Here is a 19850-nt window from a genome sequence, read left to right as displayed (position 1 = left end):
AATGGTAGGCAACGATCCACTGGCGAATGCGCTTTCGGGGCTCGACAACGCCGAGCGCGTCGGCCACCTGGAGTACACGGTACAGCCCGCCTCGAACGTCATCGGCTCCGTGCTCGAGGTCCTCTACGACCGCGGGTACATCGACGGATTCGAGTTCGTCGACGACGGCAAGGCCGGACGGTTCGAGGTCGAACTGAAAGGAGCGATAAACGAATGTGGCGCCGTCAAACCCCGCTACTCTGCGGGCGCAGACGAGTTCGAAAAGTGGGAAAAGCGGTTCCTCCCCGCCCGCGATTACGGGGCGCTCGTCGTCACGACGAGCCACGGCGTCATGAGCCACTACGAGGCCCGCGAACGGGGCATCGGTGGCCAGGTGATCGCATACGTATACTAATATGAACCGAGTAGAAATCGAGATCCCGGACGACGTGTCCGCGTCTGTCGATCATCTCGATCTCACGATCGAGGGGTCGAACGGATCGGTCACCCGTCGACTGTGGTATCCGGACGTAACCGTCTCCGTCGAAGGCGACACCGTCGTCATCGAATCGGAGGAAACCGACGCGAAGACGAACGCGACGGTCGGAACGTTCGAAAGCCACGTCGAGAACATGATCCACGGCGTGACCGATGGGTGGGAGTACAGGATGGAAGTCTTCTACGCCCACTTCCCGATGCAGGTCTCCGTGGAGGGCGAGGAGGTTGTCATCGAGAACTTCCTCGGCGAGAAGGCACCGCGCCGGACGCCGATCCGTGGCGACACGGAGGTCCAGATCGACGGCGAGGAAATCGTCCTCTCGGGTCCCGACAAGGAAGCGGTCGGACAGACCGCCGCGGACATCGAACAGCTCACGAAAGTGAAAGGCAAGGACACGCGCGTCTTCCAGGACGGCGTGTACATCACCGAGAAGCCGGTGAAGGCGGGTGGTGCATAGATGAGCGATTACGAAGAGCTCGAAGACATAAGCGGCGTCGGTCCCTCGAAAGCGGAGGCGCTTCGAGAGGCCGGCTACGAAACGATCGAAGACGTCAAGGCCGCCTCGCAGGGCGAGCTGTCGGAGATCGACGGCATCGGAAACGCGCTCGCCGCCCGAATCAAGGCCGACGTCGGCGGTCTCGAAGTCGAAGAAGAGACCGAGGCAGAGGTCGAAGAGGTCGAGGAGCCGGAGGAGGACGAAGAGCCCGACGAGGCGGTCGAAACCGAACTCCGCCCGCGGGGACACGCCGACAAGACGCCGGAGCTCGATGCCGACACTGCACGCGCGCTCGCACAGAAGCACCGCGAGGGCAAACCGCAGTTCAACCGCCAGGACTACCACAAGAAAAAGCGGGTGCCGACATCGTGGCGGCGTCCGCGCGGGGACCTCTCGAAGCAGCGCCGCGGGATCAAGGGCAAAGGCGACACCGTCGAGGCGGGCTTCCGCTCGCCGAGGGCCGCCCGAGGCCTGCATCCCTCCGGCTTCGAGGAGGTTCGCGTGTTCAACACCGACGACCTCGAGGGAGTCGATTCCGAGAGGGAGGCGGTACGGATCGCCTCCTCGGTCGGTGCGCGCAAGCGCGAGCGAATCGAGGAAGTGTGTGAGGACCGCGAGATCCGCGTCCTCAACCCGACGTACGTCGAAGTCGAGGTGGAACAATGACTGATCTCGGCGCACAGAAGCGACTCGCAGCGGACGTCCTCGACGTCGGCGAGAGCCGCGTCTGGTTCGACCCGGAGGCACAGGGAGAGATTGCCGACGCGATCACTCGCGAGGACATCCGCGATCTCGTGGAAGACGGAACGATCCGCGCGAAAGACGCGAAGACGAACTCGCGCGGTCGGGCCCGAGAGCGGGACGCGAAGCGCTCGTACGGCCACCGCCGCGGTGCCGGCTCCCGGAAGGGGAAAGCCGGCGCCCGGAAGGATTCCAAGGAAGACTGGATCAGCCGGATCCGCGCACAGCGACGACGGCTGAAGGAGCTTCGAGACGACGGCCCCCTCGACCGGAGCCAGTACCGCGAACTGTACGACAAAGCAAGCGGTGGCGAGTTCGAGGACATCGCTCGGCTCGAAGCCTTCATCGAAAACAACTACGACATAGAGGTGACAGACTAATGGCAACAGGACCACGGTATAAGGTACCGATGCGGCGTCGCCGCGAGGTCCGGACCGATTACCACCAGAGGTTGCGCCTGCTGAAATCCGGCAAACCTCGCCTGGTCGCCCGGGTGAGCAACCGACACGTCAGGGCGCAGCTGATCACTCCCGGACCCGAGGGCGACGAGACCCACGCCGCGGCGTCCAGCGAGGAACTCTCCGCGTACGGCTGGGAAGCCCCGACGGGCAATCATCCCAGCGCGTATCTCACGGGATATCTCGCCGGCGCCCGAGCGGTGGCGGCGGGGCTCGAGGAGGCCGTCCTCGACATCGGGCTCAACACGGCGACGCCCGGAAACAAGGCGTTTGCAGTACAGGAAGGTGCAATCGACGCGGGGCTCGAGATCCCCCACAACGACAGCGTGCTTGCCGACTGGTCGCGCAACCGCGGCGAACACATCGCCGACTACGCCGAGCAGCTCGACGACCCGCTGTATTCGGGGGCGTTCGACGCCACTGAACTACCCGAGCACTTCGATGAGGTGCTCGCACGTATCCAGGAAGACTATGAGTAACGACGAAGGCTGGGAACCGCGAACGCGGCTCGGCCGCAAGGTACAGGACGGCGACGTCACGTCGATGAAACAGGCGCTCGAGACGGGGCTCCCGCTGAAGGAGCCGGAGATCGTCGACCAGCTCCTCCCGGGGCTGGAAGACGAGGTGCTGGACATCAACATGGTCCAGCGGATGACCGACTCCGGGCGCCGGGTGAAGTTCCGGGTCGTCGTCGCGGTGGGCAACCGCGACGGCTACCTCGGCTTCGCGCAGGCCCGCGACGACCAGGTCGGCGGGGCGATCCAGAAGGCGATCGACGTAGCGAAGCTGAACGTCATCGAGGTGGACCGCGGCTCCGGCTCCTGGGAGGACCAGGCCGGTGGCGTCAACTCCCTGACCCGCAAGGCCGAGGGGAAGGCCGGCTCGGTGACCGTCGAGATCATTCCCGCCCCGCAGGGGCTGGGACTGGCGGGCGCCGAGACGGTGCGCAACATCCTCGAGCTCGCTGGCGTCCAGGACGCCTGGACGAAATCCAACGGCAACACCCGGACGACGGTGAACCTCGCGAAGGCGACGTTCAACGCCCTGGAGAACGCCTCCCAGGCGCGGATGCCCCAGCACGCTCGCGAAGTCCACCGGGACGTGGAGGTGGGCGAGTGATGCAGGCGATCGTCCAGCTTCGCGGGGAGGTGAACATCAGTGGCGACATTCAGGACACCCTGGAGATGCTGAACCTCCACGGGGTCAATCACGCCACGCTCGTCCCCGAGACCGACTCCTACCGCGGGATGATCACGAAGGTGAACGATTACGTCGCGTTCGGCGAGCCGACCGCGGAGACTGTCGCGATGCTGCTCGCACGTCGCGGCGAGCCCGAGGAGGGCACCGCGAATATCGACGACGAGTGGGTCGCAGAACACACCGACTACGACGACGTGGACGCACTTGCGACCGCCCTCGTCGACGAGGAGACGACCCTTCGCGAGCAAGGGCTCACCCCTGCGCTCCGTCTGCATCCGCCGCGGGGCGGTCACAAGGGGTTGAAGCGTCCGACCGCCGAGGGTGGACAGCTGGGTCGACACTCGACTGAAGAGATCGACGCCCTCCTGGAGGCGATGCGATGACGAACAAGAAGAAACGCCAGCGAGGCTCTCGCACGCACGGCGGCGGTTCACAGAAGAATCGGCGCGGCGCCGGCAACCGCGGCGGCCGCGGCGCGGCCGGCCGGGACAAACACGAGTTCCACAACTACGGGCCGCTGGGCAAGCACGGCTTCACCCGCCCCGACGACGTCCAGGAGGAGATCGTCGAGGTGCGCGTTCGGAAACTCGACGAGGACGCGTCGCTGTACGCCGCCGACGGGGTGGCGGAACGCGACGGCGACGCGTATGTGATCGACGCCCGCGACGTGGCCGAGGACGGCTACGACGCCGACGTCGTGAAGGTGCTGGGCGGCGGTCAGGTGCGCAACGAACTGCGCGTCACCGCCGACGCCTTCACTGCCGGCGCCGTCGAGCTCCTCGAGGGAGCCGGCGGTGAGGCGATCCTCTCGGAGCGTGCCGAAGCTGCGGACGCAGAATCAGAAGACCTATCCGACGAAGACTCGGACGAATCGTAACGTATGAGCTGGAAGGAGGCCGCCGAACCAGTCCTGACGCGGATGCCCTCGATCGACCGGCCCGAGGGGCACGTCCCGTTCAAGCGGAAGCTGATGTGGACCGCCGTGATCCTCATCGTGTACTTCTTCCTCACCAACATCAACCCGTTCGGGCTCGCAGCTGGCCAGGGGACGGACTTCTTCGGACAGTTCCGTTCGATCCTGGCGGGCGAGCACGGATCGCTGATGCAGGTGGGGATCGGTCCGATCGTCACCGCGTCCATCGTGTTGCAGTTGCTTGGCGGCGCCAACCTGCTCGGGCTCGACACGAACGACCCTCGCGATCAGGTGCTGTACCAGGGGCTCCAGAAGCTGCTGGTCATCGTCGTCACGGCGATGACTGCAGCGCCGATGGTGTTTACCGGCGACTTCCTTCCGTCGGATCCCGCCGTCGCGCAGGCGCTCGGCGTCAGCATCGGCGTCATCGACACGCTGGTGTTCCTGCAGGTGTTCGTCGGCGGCGTCCTCATTCTGTTCATGGACGAGGTCGTGAGCAAGTGGGGCGTCGGCTCCGGCGTCGGCCTGTTCATCATCGCCAGCGTGAGCCAGCAGCTCGTCGGCGGCTTCTTCAGCTGGTCGGGACTGGGCGCCACCGGCTTCTTTGCAAGCTGGTACGGCATTATCTTCGGAGAGACGGCGCTCGGCTCCCCGTTCACCACGGAGGGGCTGTTCGCCCTGCTGTTCGAGCCGGGCGAAATCCTCGCGATCTTCACGACGCTTTTCATCTTCGGAATCGTCGTCTACGCGGAGTCGGTCCGGGTCGAAATCCCACTGTCGCACGCCCGGGTGAAAGGCGCCCGCGGGCGGTTCCCGGTGAAACTCATCTACGCGTCAGTCCTGCCGATGATCCTCGTTCGGGCGCTGCAGGCGAACATCCAGTTCTTCGGGCAGATTCTCAACTCCCAGTGGCCGGGGATGCCCGAGTGGCTGGGCGTCTACGGGGATCAGGGGCAGCCGATCTCCGGGTTCTTCTACTACACGAACCCGATCCAGACCCGCGAGGAGTGGATGTGGTTCCTCGGCGAAACCGCCGCGGAGCCGTGGATGATCGCAACCAGGGTCGCGATCGACCTCACCTTCATGGTGATCGGCGGTGCGATCTTCGCGATCTTCTGGGTGGAAACCACCGGCATGGGGCCGGAGGCGACGGCCCGCCAGATCCAAAACTCCGGGATGCAGATCCCCGGCTTCCGCCGGAACCCGCAGGTCGTAGAGAAGGTGATGGAGCGATACATCCCGCAGGTGACGGTCATCGGCGGCGCGCTGGTCGGCTTCCTGGCGGTGATGGCGAACATGCTTGGCACCATCGGCGGCGTCTCCGGAACCGGGCTGCTACTGGCGGTTTCGATCACGTACAAACTGTACGAGGAGATCGCCGAAGAGCAGTTGATGGAGATGCATCCGATGATGCGCCAGATGTTCGGCAACGGGTGAGAACAACTCTAGAACGTAAACGAGCGTTCTAGGGGTTCTTACGCTAATTTTATCGAATTCACGCGTGTTCCGTAATATCTCCAAGCTCGAACAGTTGTAGGTCATCGCGCTCGGACACGGCTTCCTGAACGGACTGTGTCGCACCATTTCGGGTGAATAAGGCGTACTTGGTGTTTCTCTCATCGGTGTCCGGCGTCCATCGAATCTCGGCGGCATGGTCTTCGAGCGAGGCGAGAGCTCCGTAGTCAAGCGGTGCGTTCGTGAACTTGCATTCGCCCGCAACCATCGTTCCGTCCGTGGTGAATCCGACGACGTCAACCTCGTGTTCCTTATACCACCAGCGACCGATATCGAGGAACGTCTCTGCGGGGTAGAGCCCTGGGAGTGCGTCTTGGCAGAGCCCCTCGAATTCGTGACTCACGAAATCTGGAAGTTCCGGCTCAATGACTGCGTCGTAGGCATTTGCTCCGAGTCGTTCGTATCGATCTTCCTTGCCGTAGACGAAACGGAACCAGAACCGGAACAGCGGATCGAGGATTCGATAGCGCCCGCGGCGCGACTTTGCTTTCTCTTCGGTGATCGGGACCTCCCGCTCGATGAGCCGCAGACGCTCCAACTTCTGTGTGTACGTCGATATCTGCTTCCCATCGATTCCTATCGCTTGAGCGATCTCGTTCGACGTCGTCTTTCCAGCAGCGATGGCAGTGAGGATCGCAAAATACCGGTTCGGATCTGTGAGTTCGGTGCGGAGCACGTACTCCGGTTCGTTGTGTAGATATCCCTTCTGGGAGAGGACTTCCTCGGCCAGAACCGTTCCGAGGTCCCGTCCGAGATCGACGCCATCGAGATAGTACGGAACGCCACCGAAGATTCCCCAGGTGAAGATCCGCTCTTCGGGCGAATACTCGTCCGGGACGAACTCCTGTGCAGCAGCGAAGTTGAGGGGTCGGAGGTCAAGTCGTTCCGTGAATCGTCCGTATAAGGGACTGTTCCCGAGAAGCGTCGCTTCTTCCATCATACTGATCGATGACCCGATCAGAACCAGCGTTCCCGAGGTGTTCTGGAGCCGCTGGTCCCATAGTCGCTGAATGACGGACGGAAGGCTCTCGTCGGCGTCGATGAGGTAGGGGAATTCGTCAAGGACTACGATTCCGTCCTGATCCCCCAGATATCCGAGTAGCGCTTCCCAGTTCTGTTTGATCTGCGTGATGCTGGGGAAGTTTTCGGAGGCGACATCGACGAACTCGTCAAGCTGTATTTGGGAGGTGGTCTCCGTGGCCTGATAGACGACTACGTCGTCACAGTCGGAGAGCGAGTGCTGGACGAGCTGTGTCTTCCCGAGGCGTCGGCGACCGAAAACGACGACCATCTCTGCGTCATCGGACTCGTAGCATCCGTGTAGCCGAGCGAGTTCATCTTCTCGATTCACGAAGTGGTCCATACGCCCACTCCACCGTGACATGGAATAATACTTCCGAATAGACTATCTTGGAATAGGCTAATTCAAAATTGTCTACCGAACTTTCTATTGTATCTCTTGATCTGCGGAGGTTAGACGACAACCCACATCCGGACTGATTGGATCCACGGGGAGGTCGTCGGTAACTGTCGTGGGTCCGAACACGAGCGACGCTGAAAGGAGGACGGCCATCGGCGTGGCGAGCAGTGACGGGAGCACTCGTGGGGCTCGCCGAACGGGACTTCGTGTGTGGACGCTGTTCCCCATCCGGCATCACCTAACAAGCCGACTCCAAAAATTGACGCGGTTTCCGTGGCACTCGGGTACTCTACAGACCTATTACCGCTGCGAGGGCACGGAACCAGCCTGTCGCACTGTGATTTAGATAAGTCTAATATTATTCTTTGATACAAAAAACTAAAATAGTGTGTCCTCCTAACGACGGATAATGAGAGAGCAACATTCTGAACCGAACAGTTCGCATCCTGTCTCGCGACGACAGTTTGCCGGCCTGGCAGCGGGGGGGCTCGCTTCCGGCATAGCGGGTTGTCTGGGGGCCGGATCGCCGGACGGTGGGAACCAGTCTGCCGACGCCGACGACGGGTCCGACGGAGACCAGTACGTGGCAGTCGCGTCGTTTTTCACGTTCTACGATTTCGCGCGGAAGATTGCGGACGGAACGCCGGTTCGGGTCGACAACCTCGTTCCGACGGGCCTCCACGGTCACGGCTGGGATCCGGATCCCTCGATAACGCGGGACATCATCGACGCGGACGTGTTCGTCAACGTCGGTCCGGACTTTCAGCCGTGGGCGGATCGGGCGATACAGACCGTCCGGGACGACGGTGCGGACACGCAGATGATCAACGCCCGTGAGGGGATCGACCTGATCGATCTCGCGGATACGGTCGAGGACGACGAGCAGGTCGACAGCGGGAAGGATCCACACTTCTGGCTGGACCCCCTGCGGGCGAAAGAGTCCGTCGACAACATCGCTACCGGCTTCGCCGAGATCGTTCCGGAGCACGAAGACACGTTTCTCGAGAACGCGGCCGCAATCACCGACGAACTCGACACACTCCACGCCGAATGGGAGGAGATCTTCGAACGAGCCGAGCGCGAGGTGGTTTTCCTCGCGGCTCACAACGCGTTCGAATACGTCGGACGGCGCTACGGGGCGACGATCCAGCCGCTCGTTTCGAACCTGGCGGCGGAAGACGACGTCCGACCGGCCGACATGCAGCGCGCAGAGGATACGATCGCCGAACACGACATTCGTCACATCGGTGCGGCGATCTTCGAGTCCCGGCGTCCAGCACGACAGCTCCGCGAAGAAACCGGCGTCGAAGCGTACTACCCCGTCACGCCGTACGCCGGAACCACCGAGGAGTGGGTCGATCGCGGCTGGGGCTACTTCGATATCGCCCGGGAGATCAACATGAAGACGTTCGAGATCGTTCTCGACGCGGGCGATCCGGCACCCGAGTTCGACGAGGAGTGGCGGAACTTCGACTAGGGCCCATCCCAACTGACAGCTTCACCCCACTCATGTCACTCATCGCCGTCGAAAACGTCTCCTTTGGATACACAGCCAGCCCAGTCGTAACGGACATTTCGTTTCATGTCGATCCCGGCGAGTACGTCGGGATCATCGGCCCCAACGGGTCCGGAAAGAGCACGCTCCTCCAGTTGATTCTCGGACTCCACAACCCCGATGAGGGGAGCGTTCGTCTGTTCGGTCACCCCGCCCGGGAGTTCGTCGAACGGGAGCGCGTCGGTTACGTCGCCCAGGACGTCACCGAAAACACGAAACAGATGCCGATCACCGTCGCCGAGGTGGTCCTCATGGGGCGGTTCCCACACACTGGCTTCGGACGGGTGGGTGCAAAAGATAGGGAACTCACCCGGAAGGCGCTTCGGACGGTCGGGATCGAGCACCTCGCCGACAGGCGCATCACGAAACTGTCGGGCGGGCAGCGCCAGCGTGCGTACATCGCCCGGGCGCTGGCCGGCGAGGCCGACCTCCTCGTCCTCGACGAGCCGACGGTCGGCGTCGACGCCGAGTCGGTCGACGCGTTCTTCGATCTCCTGAGCGACCTCAACGACGAGGGCATGACGATCCTACTCGTCGAACACGACATCGGGGCCGTCCTCGAACACACCGAACGGGTCCTGTGTCTCAACCGCGAACTGTACTTCGACGGCCCGCCGGTCGAGTTCGCCGAAAGCGACGCGCTGGATCGGGCATTCGGAACTAACGTTCGCCGAGACGACGGGGTGACCGTCGCGTGAATTCCGGTTCCCTCCTCGTGTCGAGGGCACTCGCGGCGCCGTACGACGCGATGCTGTGGGTGCTCGACCGGTGGAGCGATCTCATGCTGTTTCTCGCCGACCACTTCGGGATCGCGATGCTCGAGTACGGGTTCATGCACCGGGCGTTCCTGGTGGGGATCCTGATCGCGGTGATGGCCCCCCTGATCGGAACGTTTCTCGTCCACAGACAGCTCGCGCTCATCGGCGACGCGCTCGCACACACCGCGTTCGCGGGCGTGGCGGTCGGGCTGTTCGTCAACGCGGTCCTCGGAACCGGCGTCTCGCCGTATCTCACGGCCGTGGTCGTCGCCATGGTCGCCGCACTGGCGATCGAACTCATCTCGGAGGTGACCGACGCCTACAACGACGTGTCGATGGCGATCGTGCTTTCGACGGGGTTCGCCCTGGGGGCGGTCCTGATAAGTATCAACGCCGGCGGCCTCGCAGTCGGCGTCAACCAGTATCTGTTCGGGAACCTCTCGACGGTGACGAACCAGAACGCGATCCTCCTGATCGGACTGTTCTCGATAATCGCTCTCGTGGTCGGTGTCACGTACAAGCAGTTGTTGTACGTCACGTTCGACGAGACGGCAGCCAGGGTCGCCGGAATCAACGTCCGCTGGTACAACCGAATCATGGTGATGCTCACCGCGATGGTCGTCGTCGGTGCGATGCAGATCATGGGGGTGATCCTCGTCGCGGCGATGCTCGTCGTCCCGGTTGCGGGTGCTGCCCAGCTCGCACGGAGTTTCCAGGAGGCGCTGCTCGCGTCGGTGATCCTCGCCGAACTGGCCGTACTCGTGGGCATCACGCTGTCGTTTCATTACGAGGCGACCGCCGGCGGGACGATCGTGCTCGTCGCCGTCGCCATCTACGTCGTCGCCGTGCTGTTCGGGAAGCTCCAGTCGAACTGGGCGGACGCCGGGGAGCCACACTCGATCGGTGACGAGCAAACGGCAGATTGAGACGTCCGCCCCCAGTTTTCCAGTTTCCGTGTTCACCGACCGGTTCCGTGCAGTTCCGATTTCTCTTCAGCTGGCACGTCGTCGTATTATTAACAACCTCACAGAATTAGCTCTATTTATTAAATTAGCACAGTACTATAGTAACACTTTTGAGTAACAATTCCCTGGCCGTGGTATGGAGCGATCACGGAGAACGTTCGTAACGTCCGGTCTGGGTGTCGTCGCTGCGGGGACGCTCGCCGGTTGCGCCGGGGACGTCCCGGGCGATACCGACGGAACGCCCGAACCAGAAGAGACGCCCGAACCGACGCCGGAATCGGAGAGTCACTCGGTACGGCTTCTCGTCGAGGGCGTCGGGCGTAGTGGTTCAGAAGATGATCACGACGACGATCACGAGGACGACGACCACGACGATGATCACGACGACGATCACGAGGACGACGACCACGATCACGACGACGATCACGACGACCACGACGACGACCACGATCACGACGACGAAGGCCTCGACGACCACGCCATCGAACACGCGTGCGGTCACATGCAGTTCGACGAACCCGAATCGATCGCAGGAGGCTCATCAGGGGACGAGGCTCCCGTAATCCGTACGACTCACCAGCCTTTCGACGTCACGGTCGAAGACGACGGTGCATACGTCGTGTTCGAAGTTGGTGATAACCACGACGACGACCACGACCACGACGACGACCACGACCACGACGACGACCACGACCACGACGACGACCACGACGACGAACACGACGACCACGACGAAGATCACGACGACCACGACGACGAACACGACGACCACGACGACGACCACGACGACGACCACGACCACGACGACGATCACGACGACCACGACGACGACCACGAGGACGACCACGACGACCACGAGGACGATCACGACGACGACCACGATCACGACGACCACGAAAACGGCTCCCGCTTCGGGTTCTTCACACAGTACGGCACCGTGGAGGTCGTGGACGGTCACTTCCACCACGAGGAACACGGCGTCGAGGAGTGCAACGACATCGACGCGTATGTCGTCGCAGAACCGCACGACGGCAAAGTCACGCTTCGCGTCACCCCCAGCTAGTCCGCCGACCTTCGACCCCCCAGATTATTAAGATAGAACTTCGAAGTAATAACTCTTTTACCGATCCGGGTGTACCGTCATCGTATGAAACGCACGCGCCGATCCGTCCTGAAATCCGGGCTCGGCGTCGCCACCGTGGGAGCCACGGCCGGCTGCCTTGGCGGCGTTGTCGACGAGAACGTCCGGGGCTACGCGTCGTTTTTCGCCCTGTGGGACTGGGCCCAGCAGGTCGGCGGCGATCGGTTCCCGTTCGAAAACCCGGTCGAAATCGGTCGGATGGGTCACGGCTGGAGTCCAGACGGGGATCTGGTCCGGGACATCGCCGGCACCGAGTGTTTCCTCTATCTCGATACGCCCGAATTTAGCTGGGCGCAGGACGTCGCGCGAGAACTCGAGCGTGATTACGACGACGTCCGCGTCATCGACGCGATGGAGGGGCTTGAGCCGTATCTGATTCCGTTCGACGCCGAACCGATGCCTGAACCCGACTACGGTCAGGAGTACGCCCCCGACGACCTGCTGTTCGAGGAGTTCGACATCTACGATCGACGGTCGAACGAGCAACTCGGCTACTGGCACGTCGAGCACTGGCACGGGGGCGTCCCCGAGGTGGCCGTCGACGCTACCGTGCCGATCGGAATCGTCATCGAGGACGAACAGGGGCGGGTCGTCCCGCTCGGCGACGACGAACCGTATCGGGTCGACGCTCGACTGGCCGACGGCGCGGCGGAAGACGTCGTCGAGATCGAATCTCGGGGCGACCGTGTCGTGTTTCACGGGCGGTCCGTCGGACGCACCGAGGTCGTCTTCGAGATCTACCACGAGGGCGAACTCGTCTACGACACCGACGAGGAACCAGCAGGCGTCGAGGTGGTGGAGTCAACGGCCGGAGGATCCGAGGGGGCCAGCGAGTTTCACGATCCCCACGTCTGGACCGATCCGGTGCTCGCGATCCGAGTGGTCGAACGGATCGCCGCGGAACTCGGCGAGATCGACCCCGAGCACGCCGACGAGTACGCCGAGAACGCGTCCGCGTACGTCGAGCGGTTGCGGGAGATCGACGGCAAGTTCGAGGCGCTAATGGACGACGCCGATCGCGACGTCGCCGTACTCGCCGGACACGACTCCTTCCAGTATCTCGAACAGCGGTACGGCTTCGAACTTCAGACGCCCGTCGGCGTGACTGCCGACGCGGCGGAGTCGTTCGACGACGTCTCCCGGCTCATCGATACCATCGAGGAGCACAGCATCGACACTGTTCTGTACGACCCGTTCGAAGCGCACGATCCCGACGAGGAACTTCCGCAGATGGTCGAGGTCATCTTCGAACACACCGACGTCGAGGAGGCGCTGCCGCTCACTCCAGCCGAGGGGACGACGAGCGACTGGCAGGACAACGGCTGGGGCTGGGTCGAACAGATGGAAAAGATCAATTTGCCGTCACTCCGGGCGGCGCTGGGAGCGTAATCGACCGTGAGCACCGTAATCGACGTGGAGAACGTCACGTTCGCCTACGGCAACACCGTCGCCGTCGAGGACGTGTCGTTGTCGGTCGAGGAAGGCACGTTCCTCGGGTTGATCGGGCCGAACGGCTCCGGGAAGACGACACTGCTGCACCTCATGATCGGACTGAAGCGTCCCGACCGCGGCTCGGTCGAACTGTTCGGCGAACCGGCACACGCGTTCGAGGACGGCAAGCGCATCGGCTACGTCGCCCAGCGATCGGGCGATCGCGGCGAGGCGATGCCGGTAACGGTGCGCGAGACGGTCCTGATGGGCCGGTTCGCACACGCCGGACACGGCCGCCTGCAGGAGGGGGACTACGAGATCGCCGCACAGGCCCTCGAGACCGTCGGCATCGACCACCTCGCCGAGCGCCGGATCAGCCAGCTGTCGGGCGGGCAACGCCAGCGGGCGTTCATCGCCCGGGCGCTGGCGTCGGAGGCGGACCTGCTCGCGCTCGACGAGCCGACGGTCGGCGTCGACGCCGACTCCCAGGACCAGTTTTACGAGCTCCTTGACGACCTGAACCGCCAGGGGATGACGATCATCCTCATCGAACACGAGGTCGACGTGCTCACCCAGCACGTGGACACGGTCGCGTGCATCAACCGCCAGCTGCATCACCACGGCGACACCGTGTCGTTCCTCGAGAGCGACGCCATCGCCGAGACGTACGGCATGGGGGCCGGCATCCTCGAACACGACCATCCATGACGGGGGGAGACGACGAACGCGAGGGCGACGGATCGACGGTCGAGGGCGACGGATCGACGGTCGAGGGTGGGGAGTCGGCGGTCGACGGCGGGACTGTTGCATCCCGGCAGCCGGTGGGCGCCTCCGACACCACAGTCGACACGGTGATCGGCGGCTGGACTACCCGGGAACTGATCGAACTCGTCGGGATCGGACTGACCGCCGTGCTCGCGACGGCGATGCTCGCGTTCATCGGCATCGACTGGCTCCGCGAGTTGCCGGGCGCACTGGGAGTGTTCGGCGCGCTCGCGTTCGACCGCTACCTCTCGGTCGGTGCCAGCCTCGACGGGCTACTCGGAACGAACGTCTTCCGGCACCCGTTCATGTGGCGGGCGATCGCGACGGGTGTGCTGGTTGCGATCGTCGGCCCGCTGGTCGGCACCTACCTGGTCCACCGCCAGATGGCGTTGATCGGGGAGACGCTCGCCCACACTGCATTTGCCGGCGTCGCGGTCGGCTTCCTGTTCATCGCGGTGACCGGCTGGACGGGATCGCTCCTGTTCGTCGCGCTGGTGGTGAGCGTGCTGGGGGCGCTCGGGCTCCAGTGGCTCGCGGAACACACCGACGCCTACGGCGACGTACCGGTAGCGATCGTGCTCACGGGCAGCTTCGCGGTCGGCACCCTGCTCATCAGCTGGGGGCGGGACTTCGTCGCGATCTCGATCGACATCGAGCATTTCCTGTTCGGAAGCCTCGCGATCGTCACCGCCGAGGGGGCCCAGCTGGTGGCCGCCATGACGGTCGGGGTCGTCGCGCTCGTGGCGTACAACTACAAGCAGTTTCTGTTCATCACGTTCGACGAACAGGCCGCACGGGTGGCCCGGCTGAACGTCCGATGGTACAACGCCTTGTTGATCGTAATGACCGCCGTCGTCGTCGTGGGCGCGATGCAGATCCTCGGCGTGATCCTCGTCGCCGGACTGCTGGTGATTCCGGTCGCAGCCGCCTCGCACGTAGCCCACAGCTTCCGGGAGACGCTGTTCCTCTCGGTTCTGTTCGGGCAGTTTTCGGTACTCGGTGGGCTGGCGTTCGCGATCGCGGCGAGCCTCCCGCCGGGCGGGTCGATCATCGTCGTCGCGATCGGGATCTACCTGCTCGCGATCGCCGTCTCGGACCGGTCGATGGCGTCGATCTCGATGCACTGATACTGATTATTGTAGCGATTTCCCGGTCGATCGGCCACCCGGCCCGCCGACCGTCCGGTTACAGCCGAGAATAATCAGTATGAGCGACCGGTATCCTGACTGGTCAGGCGCTCGGGATATGTTTTTCAAAACCCTCTATATGTTGTGGTAATATACCATGACACAAATTAACAGACGAAACGTACTGCGGACGGTGGCGGGACTGGGAATTGCACTGACCGGCGGCGTCGGGACGGCAGCAGCGAGGGGTCGATCCGGTGCGCGGGGGGATGATACGATCGTCGATGTCGCAGTCGCGGCCGACGACTTCAATATACTTGTAGCGGCGGTCCAGGAGGCCGGTCTCGTGGGCGCGTTGAGCGGGAACAGGCAGTTGACCGTCTTTGCGCCAACGGATGAGGCCTTCGAAGAACTGGCCGATGCACTGGAAGTCGAAGTGGAAGAGCTATTAGAACTCGAAAACCTCGCGGACATCCTCCTGTACCACGTCACTTCGGGCCGCCGGTACTCGGAGTCCGTCGTCAACGCACCACGCGTCGGAATGCTAAACGGTGAGGACGTAACCGTCGATGGCCTCGAACTGAACGACAGCCAGGCCGAGATCGTCGCCCCCGACATCGAGGCCTCCAACGGCGTCATCCACGTCATCGACGGCGTGCTGCTCCCCGAGTAGTAACCGGTCGAAAATAGTCAGTGAAATTTACTTTTTCCCGTCGAACAGATCAGTCGAGAGGTAGCGCTCGCCGGTGTCCGGCAGGACAACGACCGTCAGTTCCTCCGGATGCTCGCGGGCGTACTCCCGGGCGGCCGCAAGCGCCGCACCCGAGGAGATGCCGACCAGGACCCCTTCGCGTGCGCCGAGTTCGCGGGCGGCCTGTTTCGCTTCCTCGCCCTCGACGCCGCGGACCTCGTCGACCAGTTCAGTCCGGAGGATATCTGGAAGGAAGCCCGGTCCGATCCCCTGGATGTCGTGGCCGTCCGATCGCTGCTCGGACACCGTCGGCGACGATGCCGGTTCGACGGCGACTGCGGTGAACGACGCTTTGCCCTGCTCTTCCTTTATAAACTCGGCGACGCCGGTGATCGTCCCGCCGGTGCCCACTCCGGCGACGACGGCGTCGACTTCACCTGCAGTGTCCTCCCAGATTTCGGGACCGGTGGTCTTGCGGTGGGCGGTCGGGTTCGCCTCGTTCGCGAACTGACGGGCGACGATCGCGTTCTCTCGTTCCTCGGCAATCTCTTCTGCACGCTCGTTCGCCCCGCCCATGCCGTCCTCGGCGGGGGTGAGCTCCAGCGTCGCCCCGAGCGCAGAAAGCATGCTTCGTCGCTCCGCCGACATCGACTCGGGCATCGTTAACACGCACTCGTACCCACGGGCGGCACACACCGACGCCAGGCCGATCCCAGTGTTCCCGCTGGTACCTTCGACGACCGTCCCGCCCGGCTGCAGGGCGCCCTCCCGCTCTGCGGTGTCGATTATCTCGCGGGCGATCCGATCTTTCACCGAGTACGGATTCGCGGACTCGAGTTTGGCAAAGAGGTTGTCCGCAACCGAGTCGAGTCGCACCAGCGGCGTCTCGCCGATCAGTTCGTCGACCGATTCGACGGCGTTCAGATCCGGTTTGGAGGACTGGCTCGCTGTCATCGCCCACCGTAATCGCTCGGCGCGCCTCTACGTTTGGATGTATAATTTAGGCTTTTTACCTCGTCAAGACGGGCTTTGTGAAGTCGGTCGAGAGCGTTTCGCTTCCTCGTGCCGACGAGACCTCGAAACGTCTCGGACCAGTTGATTCCGACGCACGTTGCCTATATAGGCATCTGAAGAGTACGTAGCTCTCACCATCGATACCGATTTCTCTACGTATCTCCACCCCACTCTGCCTCCAGATATATCAATATTATAATAGTATTTGTATCCGCTACAGCTACGATTCGGTGATGGCACCACGCCAGGAACCTGTTGCGGGACGGATTACACGACGGAAAGCACTCGGAACGATCGCCGGGGCCGGAACGGTTGCGATCGCTGGTTGTGCCGGGGCAGACGGGGGGGAAGGTCTCTCCGGAACCATCGACGCTTCCGGAAGCAACACCGTCGCCCCGATCACTTCTTGGGCGGGCGAGAACTTCTCCAATGAGTTCCCCGACGTGCTCGTCGACGTCGACCCACAGGGGACGGGAGCCGGCTTCCAGGAGTTCTGTCGGCAAAACTCCGACGTTCAAAGCGCCAGTCGATTGATAACCGACGGGGAGATCGAACTGTGCGGGAACAACGACATCGACTACGACCACATTGAGGTCGGCCTCGACGGCCTCGCTGTGGTGAAGAACTCGGAGAACGACTGGGTCGAGGAGATCACCCTCGAGGAACTCCGCCGCGTCTGGGAGTTCGAATCCGATGTCGAGACATGGAGTGACATCCGCGACGAGTGGCCCGACCGAGAGATTGCACTCCACGCTCGGGACAGCGCTTCGGGGACGTTCGACTACTTCACCCGGGAAATCAACGGCGAGATGGGGGACATCCGGGACGACTACTCGGCGACGAGCCAGACCAACGAAATCATGGGAGCCGTCGCGAACAACGTCGACGGCTTCGGCTGGGGAGGCGTGGGCTACCTCCGGGCAATCGAGGAGGATGAACCGATCGAGGCGGTCCCTGTCGAGAGCGATACCCAGGATGGGTTTTACCTCCCACAGGAAGAGAACATCGAGTCCGGCGCGTACTCGCCACTGGCCCGTCCGCTGTTCGTGTACTTCAACTTGGCAAGCCTCGAAGAGCGGACCGATCTCCTCGGATCGTTTGCCCGTTTTTACGTGAACGGGCAACACGAGTTCGCGCGGGATGAAGGCTTTTTCGCCACTACCGACGAGGCGCAGTCTTCCAACCACGACAAGATCGACGGTTGGCTGGAAGTAGTCGGCGCAGCCACCGAGGATCTCTCAGTCCAACGCGAGTAACTGGTGATGAGTACTGGACAGGATCTCGGACCGGAGATACGAAAGGGCAGTGGCACACAGGCCGACCAGATCGAAAACCGTCGGATTCGTCGTCTGCTGTTCGGCTGTGCCGCGATCACCGTTCTTACGACGCTCGCCATTTTCTTCGTTCTGCTGGATAACGCCACCAGTTATTTCTGGAGTGCACGGTTCTCCGAGGCGCTTTTCCTGGGGGAACCGTTCGAACGGGAAGTCACGTTCACCGAGTTCTTCACCGGTACCCGGTGGGCACCCGACCACGCCACTCCATCACATGGTATCTTGCCGATCGTCTTCGGCACCGTGGCTATCACCGTCGGGGCAGCGTTCGTCTCCATTCCGATCGGCACTGCGACGGCTATCTACACCTCGGAATACGCCTCACCCCGCGTCCGACGAAAACTCAAACCGACCCTCGAAATCCTCGCGGGAATTCCGACGATCGTCTACGGCTACTTCGCGATCGCGTTCATCAATCCGGTGCTCCTCGCTCCCGTCGCCGAGTGGGGCTTCGGAATCAACATCGGCCGGTACAGTATGCTCGCAGGGATGCTGGTGGTCGGTATCATGACGATTCCGATGGTTTCATCGATCAGCGAGGACGCGATGCAGGCTGTTCCCGACGAGTTGCGCAACGGTGCGTACGCACTCGGGGCGACAAAGTACGACGTTTCGACGAACGTCGTTCTGCCGGCGTCGATTTCGGGTGTGTTCGCCTCCTATATCCTCGCCGTCTCCCGAGCGATCGGCGAGACGATGGCAGTGACGTTAGCTGCCGGTTTCAACGCCAACATCACTGCCAACCCGTTCGACGAAATCATGACGATGACCGCGTACATGGTCTCGATGGCGCGGGGAACCTCTGCAGTCGGTACTGTCGAGTACCAGTCGCTGTTTGCGGTCGGACTGTTGTTGTTCGTGATGACGCTGTCGATGAATCTGCTCAACGACCACCTCAAGCGACGGTTCCAGGAGGAGTATTGATGAGTACTGACGTCCGGTCGGAACTGTTCGACGATATAGACCTGCGGTGGGAACACCTGAAAAACCGGCTGTTTCTCGGGAGTATCTTCGTGGCATCGATGTTCGGGGTCGTGGCGCTCGCGCTGCTTTTGTTCGATGTCGCGACCGATTTCTACGTCGGAATCACCGAGTTCGACATCGGCCTCGTTGATTTCCTCACGCGGGACGGCTCTCGTCGGCCGGAATTGGCCGGATTCAAGGGTGCTATCGTCGCATCGGTGTTCCTCATGCTTCTGACGGCGTTCCTCTCGTTTTTCATCGGCGTCGGCTCGGCGATTTACCTCGAGGAGTACGCCCCAGACACTCGACTCACCAGGCTCATCGAAGCGAACCTGGCGAATCTGGCCGGCGTTCCGTCGATCGTGTACGGACTGCTGGCGCTTGCAGCCCTCCGGAACGGTGTCGGACTCGGCCCGATCCTGCTTGTCGGTGCGATCGCACTCGCGTTGCTTGTGATGCCGATCATCATCGTCTCCTCCCAGGAAGCGATCCGGGCGGTCCCCGATGGAGTCCGTGACGGCTCCTACGCGACGGGCGCGACGAAGTGGCAGACGATCCGGCGCGTCGTGTTGCCCGCGGCCCTCCCGGGAATCTTCACCGGGACGATCCTTGCGCTGGCGCGAGCGATCGGTGAAACTGCCCCGCTTTTGATGGTCGGCGCGCTGTTCGTCAATCGAACACCTGGAGCACCCGGACTCGGCGTCGTCGGCGCTCCGCTCTCGCGGTTCAGTGGTATGCCAACCCAGATCTATGCGTGGGCGGCCGAACCGAGCCAGCACTTCATCCACCTCGCAGCTGTCGGGATCGTGGTGTTGTTGGCGATCATGCTGTCGATGAACGCTGTTGCGGTGTCTCTGCGGAATCGGTACGAAACGGAGGTTTGAC

General features: G+C 62.7%; 22 protein-coding genes. 20 read left to right on the top strand and 2 right to left on the bottom strand.

Annotated elements, in window-relative coordinates; translation table 11 throughout:
* The first annotated feature begins 1 nt into the window (after position 1).
* Genes AArcCO_RS12800 through secY form a run of 9 tightly spaced genes read left to right on the top strand, consistent with a single transcriptional unit; the run spans position 2 to position 5723 of the window.
* The gene (locus AArcCO_RS12800; RefSeq protein ID WP_259533896.1) at positions 2-394 is read left to right on the top strand and encodes a 30S ribosomal protein S8; all 393 of its coding nucleotides are present in this window, start codon (positions 2-4) and stop codon (positions 392-394) included.
* A gap of 1 nt (position 395) precedes the next feature.
* Complete coding sequence (locus AArcCO_RS12795) at positions 396-935, top strand: 50S ribosomal protein L6 (protein WP_259533895.1); 540 nt, start codon at positions 396-398, stop codon at positions 933-935.
* Entirely contained in the window at positions 936-1640 is a 705-nt protein-coding gene (locus AArcCO_RS12790; RefSeq protein WP_259533894.1) for a 50S ribosomal protein L32e, read from the top strand.
* Entirely contained in the window at positions 1637-2095 is a 459-nt protein-coding gene (locus AArcCO_RS12785) for a 50S ribosomal protein L19e (RefSeq protein WP_259533893.1), read from the top strand. Before AArcCO_RS12790 ends, AArcCO_RS12785 begins: the two co-directional genes overlap by 4 nt.
* Positions 2095-2652 (top strand): 50S ribosomal protein L18, encoded by a 558-nt coding sequence (locus AArcCO_RS12780; protein ID WP_259533892.1) that lies wholly within the window; start codon positions 2095-2097, stop codon positions 2650-2652. The genes AArcCO_RS12785 and AArcCO_RS12780 overlap by 1 nt, the downstream gene beginning before the upstream one ends.
* Positions 2645-3292, top strand: a complete 648-nt coding sequence (locus tag AArcCO_RS12775; RefSeq protein ID WP_259533891.1) for a 30S ribosomal protein S5 — start codon at positions 2645-2647, stop codon at positions 3290-3292. Before AArcCO_RS12780 ends, AArcCO_RS12775 begins: the two co-directional genes overlap by 8 nt.
* Entirely contained in the window at positions 3292-3756 is a 465-nt protein-coding gene (locus tag AArcCO_RS12770; RefSeq protein ID WP_259533890.1) for a 50S ribosomal protein L30, read from the top strand. The genes AArcCO_RS12775 and AArcCO_RS12770 overlap by 1 nt, the downstream gene beginning before the upstream one ends.
* Entirely contained in the window at positions 3753-4250 is a 498-nt protein-coding gene (locus AArcCO_RS12765) for an uL15m family ribosomal protein (protein ID WP_259533889.1), read from the top strand. Before AArcCO_RS12770 ends, AArcCO_RS12765 begins: the two co-directional genes overlap by 4 nt.
* Before the next feature lie 3 nt (positions 4251-4253).
* Positions 4254-5723: a preprotein translocase subunit SecY gene (gene secY, locus AArcCO_RS12760; protein ID WP_259533888.1), complete on the top strand. Its 1470-nt coding sequence runs from the start codon at positions 4254-4256 to the stop codon at positions 5721-5723.
* A gap of 58 nt (positions 5724-5781) precedes the next feature.
* Here the strand turns inward: secY and AArcCO_RS12755 are convergent, their stop codons facing one another.
* Positions 5782-7164: an ATP-binding protein gene (locus AArcCO_RS12755; RefSeq protein WP_259533887.1), complete on the bottom strand. Its 1383-nt coding sequence runs from the start codon at positions 7162-7164 to the stop codon at positions 5782-5784.
* 466 nt (positions 7165-7630) lie between these two features.
* Here AArcCO_RS12755 and AArcCO_RS12750 point away from each other — a divergent pair, with 466 nt between their 5' ends.
* From AArcCO_RS12750 to AArcCO_RS12715, 8 genes are all read left to right on the top strand, one after another.
* On the top strand, positions 7631-8698 hold the full coding sequence (locus AArcCO_RS12750; protein ID WP_259533886.1) for a metal ABC transporter substrate-binding protein: 1068 nt from the start codon (positions 7631-7633) through the stop codon (positions 8696-8698).
* 32 nt (positions 8699-8730) lie between these two features.
* Entirely contained in the window at positions 8731-9474 is a 744-nt protein-coding gene (locus tag AArcCO_RS12745; RefSeq protein ID WP_259533885.1) for a metal ABC transporter ATP-binding protein, read from the top strand.
* 50 nt (positions 9475-9524) lie between these two features.
* A complete protein-coding gene (locus tag AArcCO_RS12740) occupies positions 9525-10460 on the top strand; it encodes a metal ABC transporter permease (RefSeq protein ID WP_259536439.1) in 936 nt (311 codons plus the stop codon).
* Between the two features lie 175 nt (positions 10461-10635).
* The gene (locus tag AArcCO_RS12735; protein WP_259533884.1) at positions 10636-11562 is read left to right on the top strand and encodes a twin-arginine translocation signal domain-containing protein; all 927 of its coding nucleotides are present in this window, start codon (positions 10636-10638) and stop codon (positions 11560-11562) included.
* 84 nt (positions 11563-11646) lie between these two features.
* Complete coding sequence (locus AArcCO_RS12730; RefSeq protein ID WP_259533883.1) at positions 11647-13029, top strand: metal ABC transporter substrate-binding protein; 1383 nt, start codon at positions 11647-11649, stop codon at positions 13027-13029.
* Between the two features lie 6 nt (positions 13030-13035).
* A complete protein-coding gene (locus AArcCO_RS12725; protein ID WP_259533882.1) occupies positions 13036-13779 on the top strand; it encodes a metal ABC transporter ATP-binding protein in 744 nt (247 codons plus the stop codon).
* Complete coding sequence (locus AArcCO_RS12720; protein WP_259533881.1) at positions 13776-14963, top strand: metal ABC transporter permease; 1188 nt, start codon at positions 13776-13778, stop codon at positions 14961-14963. The genes AArcCO_RS12725 and AArcCO_RS12720 overlap by 4 nt, the downstream gene beginning before the upstream one ends.
* 157 nt (positions 14964-15120) lie before the next feature.
* A complete protein-coding gene (locus AArcCO_RS12715; protein ID WP_259533880.1) occupies positions 15121-15636 on the top strand; it encodes a fasciclin domain-containing protein in 516 nt (171 codons plus the stop codon).
* A 27-nt stretch (positions 15637-15663) separates the two neighbouring features.
* Here the strand turns inward: AArcCO_RS12715 and cysK are convergent, their stop codons facing one another.
* A complete protein-coding gene (gene cysK / locus AArcCO_RS12710; RefSeq protein WP_303650962.1) occupies positions 15664-16608 on the bottom strand; it encodes a cysteine synthase A in 945 nt (314 codons plus the stop codon).
* A 293-nt stretch (positions 16609-16901) separates the two neighbouring features.
* Between cysK and AArcCO_RS12705 the strand changes: the two genes are divergently transcribed.
* From AArcCO_RS12705 to pstA, 3 genes are read left to right on the top strand one after another with little or no spacing between them, the layout of a single operon-like run.
* Positions 16902-17924, top strand: coding sequence for a PstS family phosphate ABC transporter substrate-binding protein (locus AArcCO_RS12705; RefSeq protein ID WP_259533879.1), 1023 nt, complete (start codon positions 16902-16904; stop codon positions 17922-17924).
* 6 nt (positions 17925-17930) lie between these two features.
* A complete protein-coding gene (gene pstC, locus AArcCO_RS12700; protein WP_259533878.1) occupies positions 17931-18926 on the top strand; it encodes a phosphate ABC transporter permease subunit PstC in 996 nt (331 codons plus the stop codon).
* Positions 18926-19849 (top strand): phosphate ABC transporter permease PstA, encoded by a 924-nt coding sequence (pstA, locus tag AArcCO_RS12695; RefSeq protein WP_259533877.1) that lies wholly within the window; start codon positions 18926-18928, stop codon positions 19847-19849. The genes pstC and pstA overlap by 1 nt, the downstream gene beginning before the upstream one ends.
* Position 19850 lies beyond the last annotated feature (1 nt).

Origin of the sequence: Halalkaliarchaeum sp. AArc-CO (assembly GCF_024972735.1) — an archaeon.
Classification (GTDB): domain Archaea; phylum Halobacteriota; class Halobacteria; order Halobacteriales; family Haloferacaceae; genus Halalkaliarchaeum.
The sequence above is the reverse complement of the archived record's forward strand: the minus strand, read 5'-3'. Positions and strand labels throughout refer to the sequence as shown.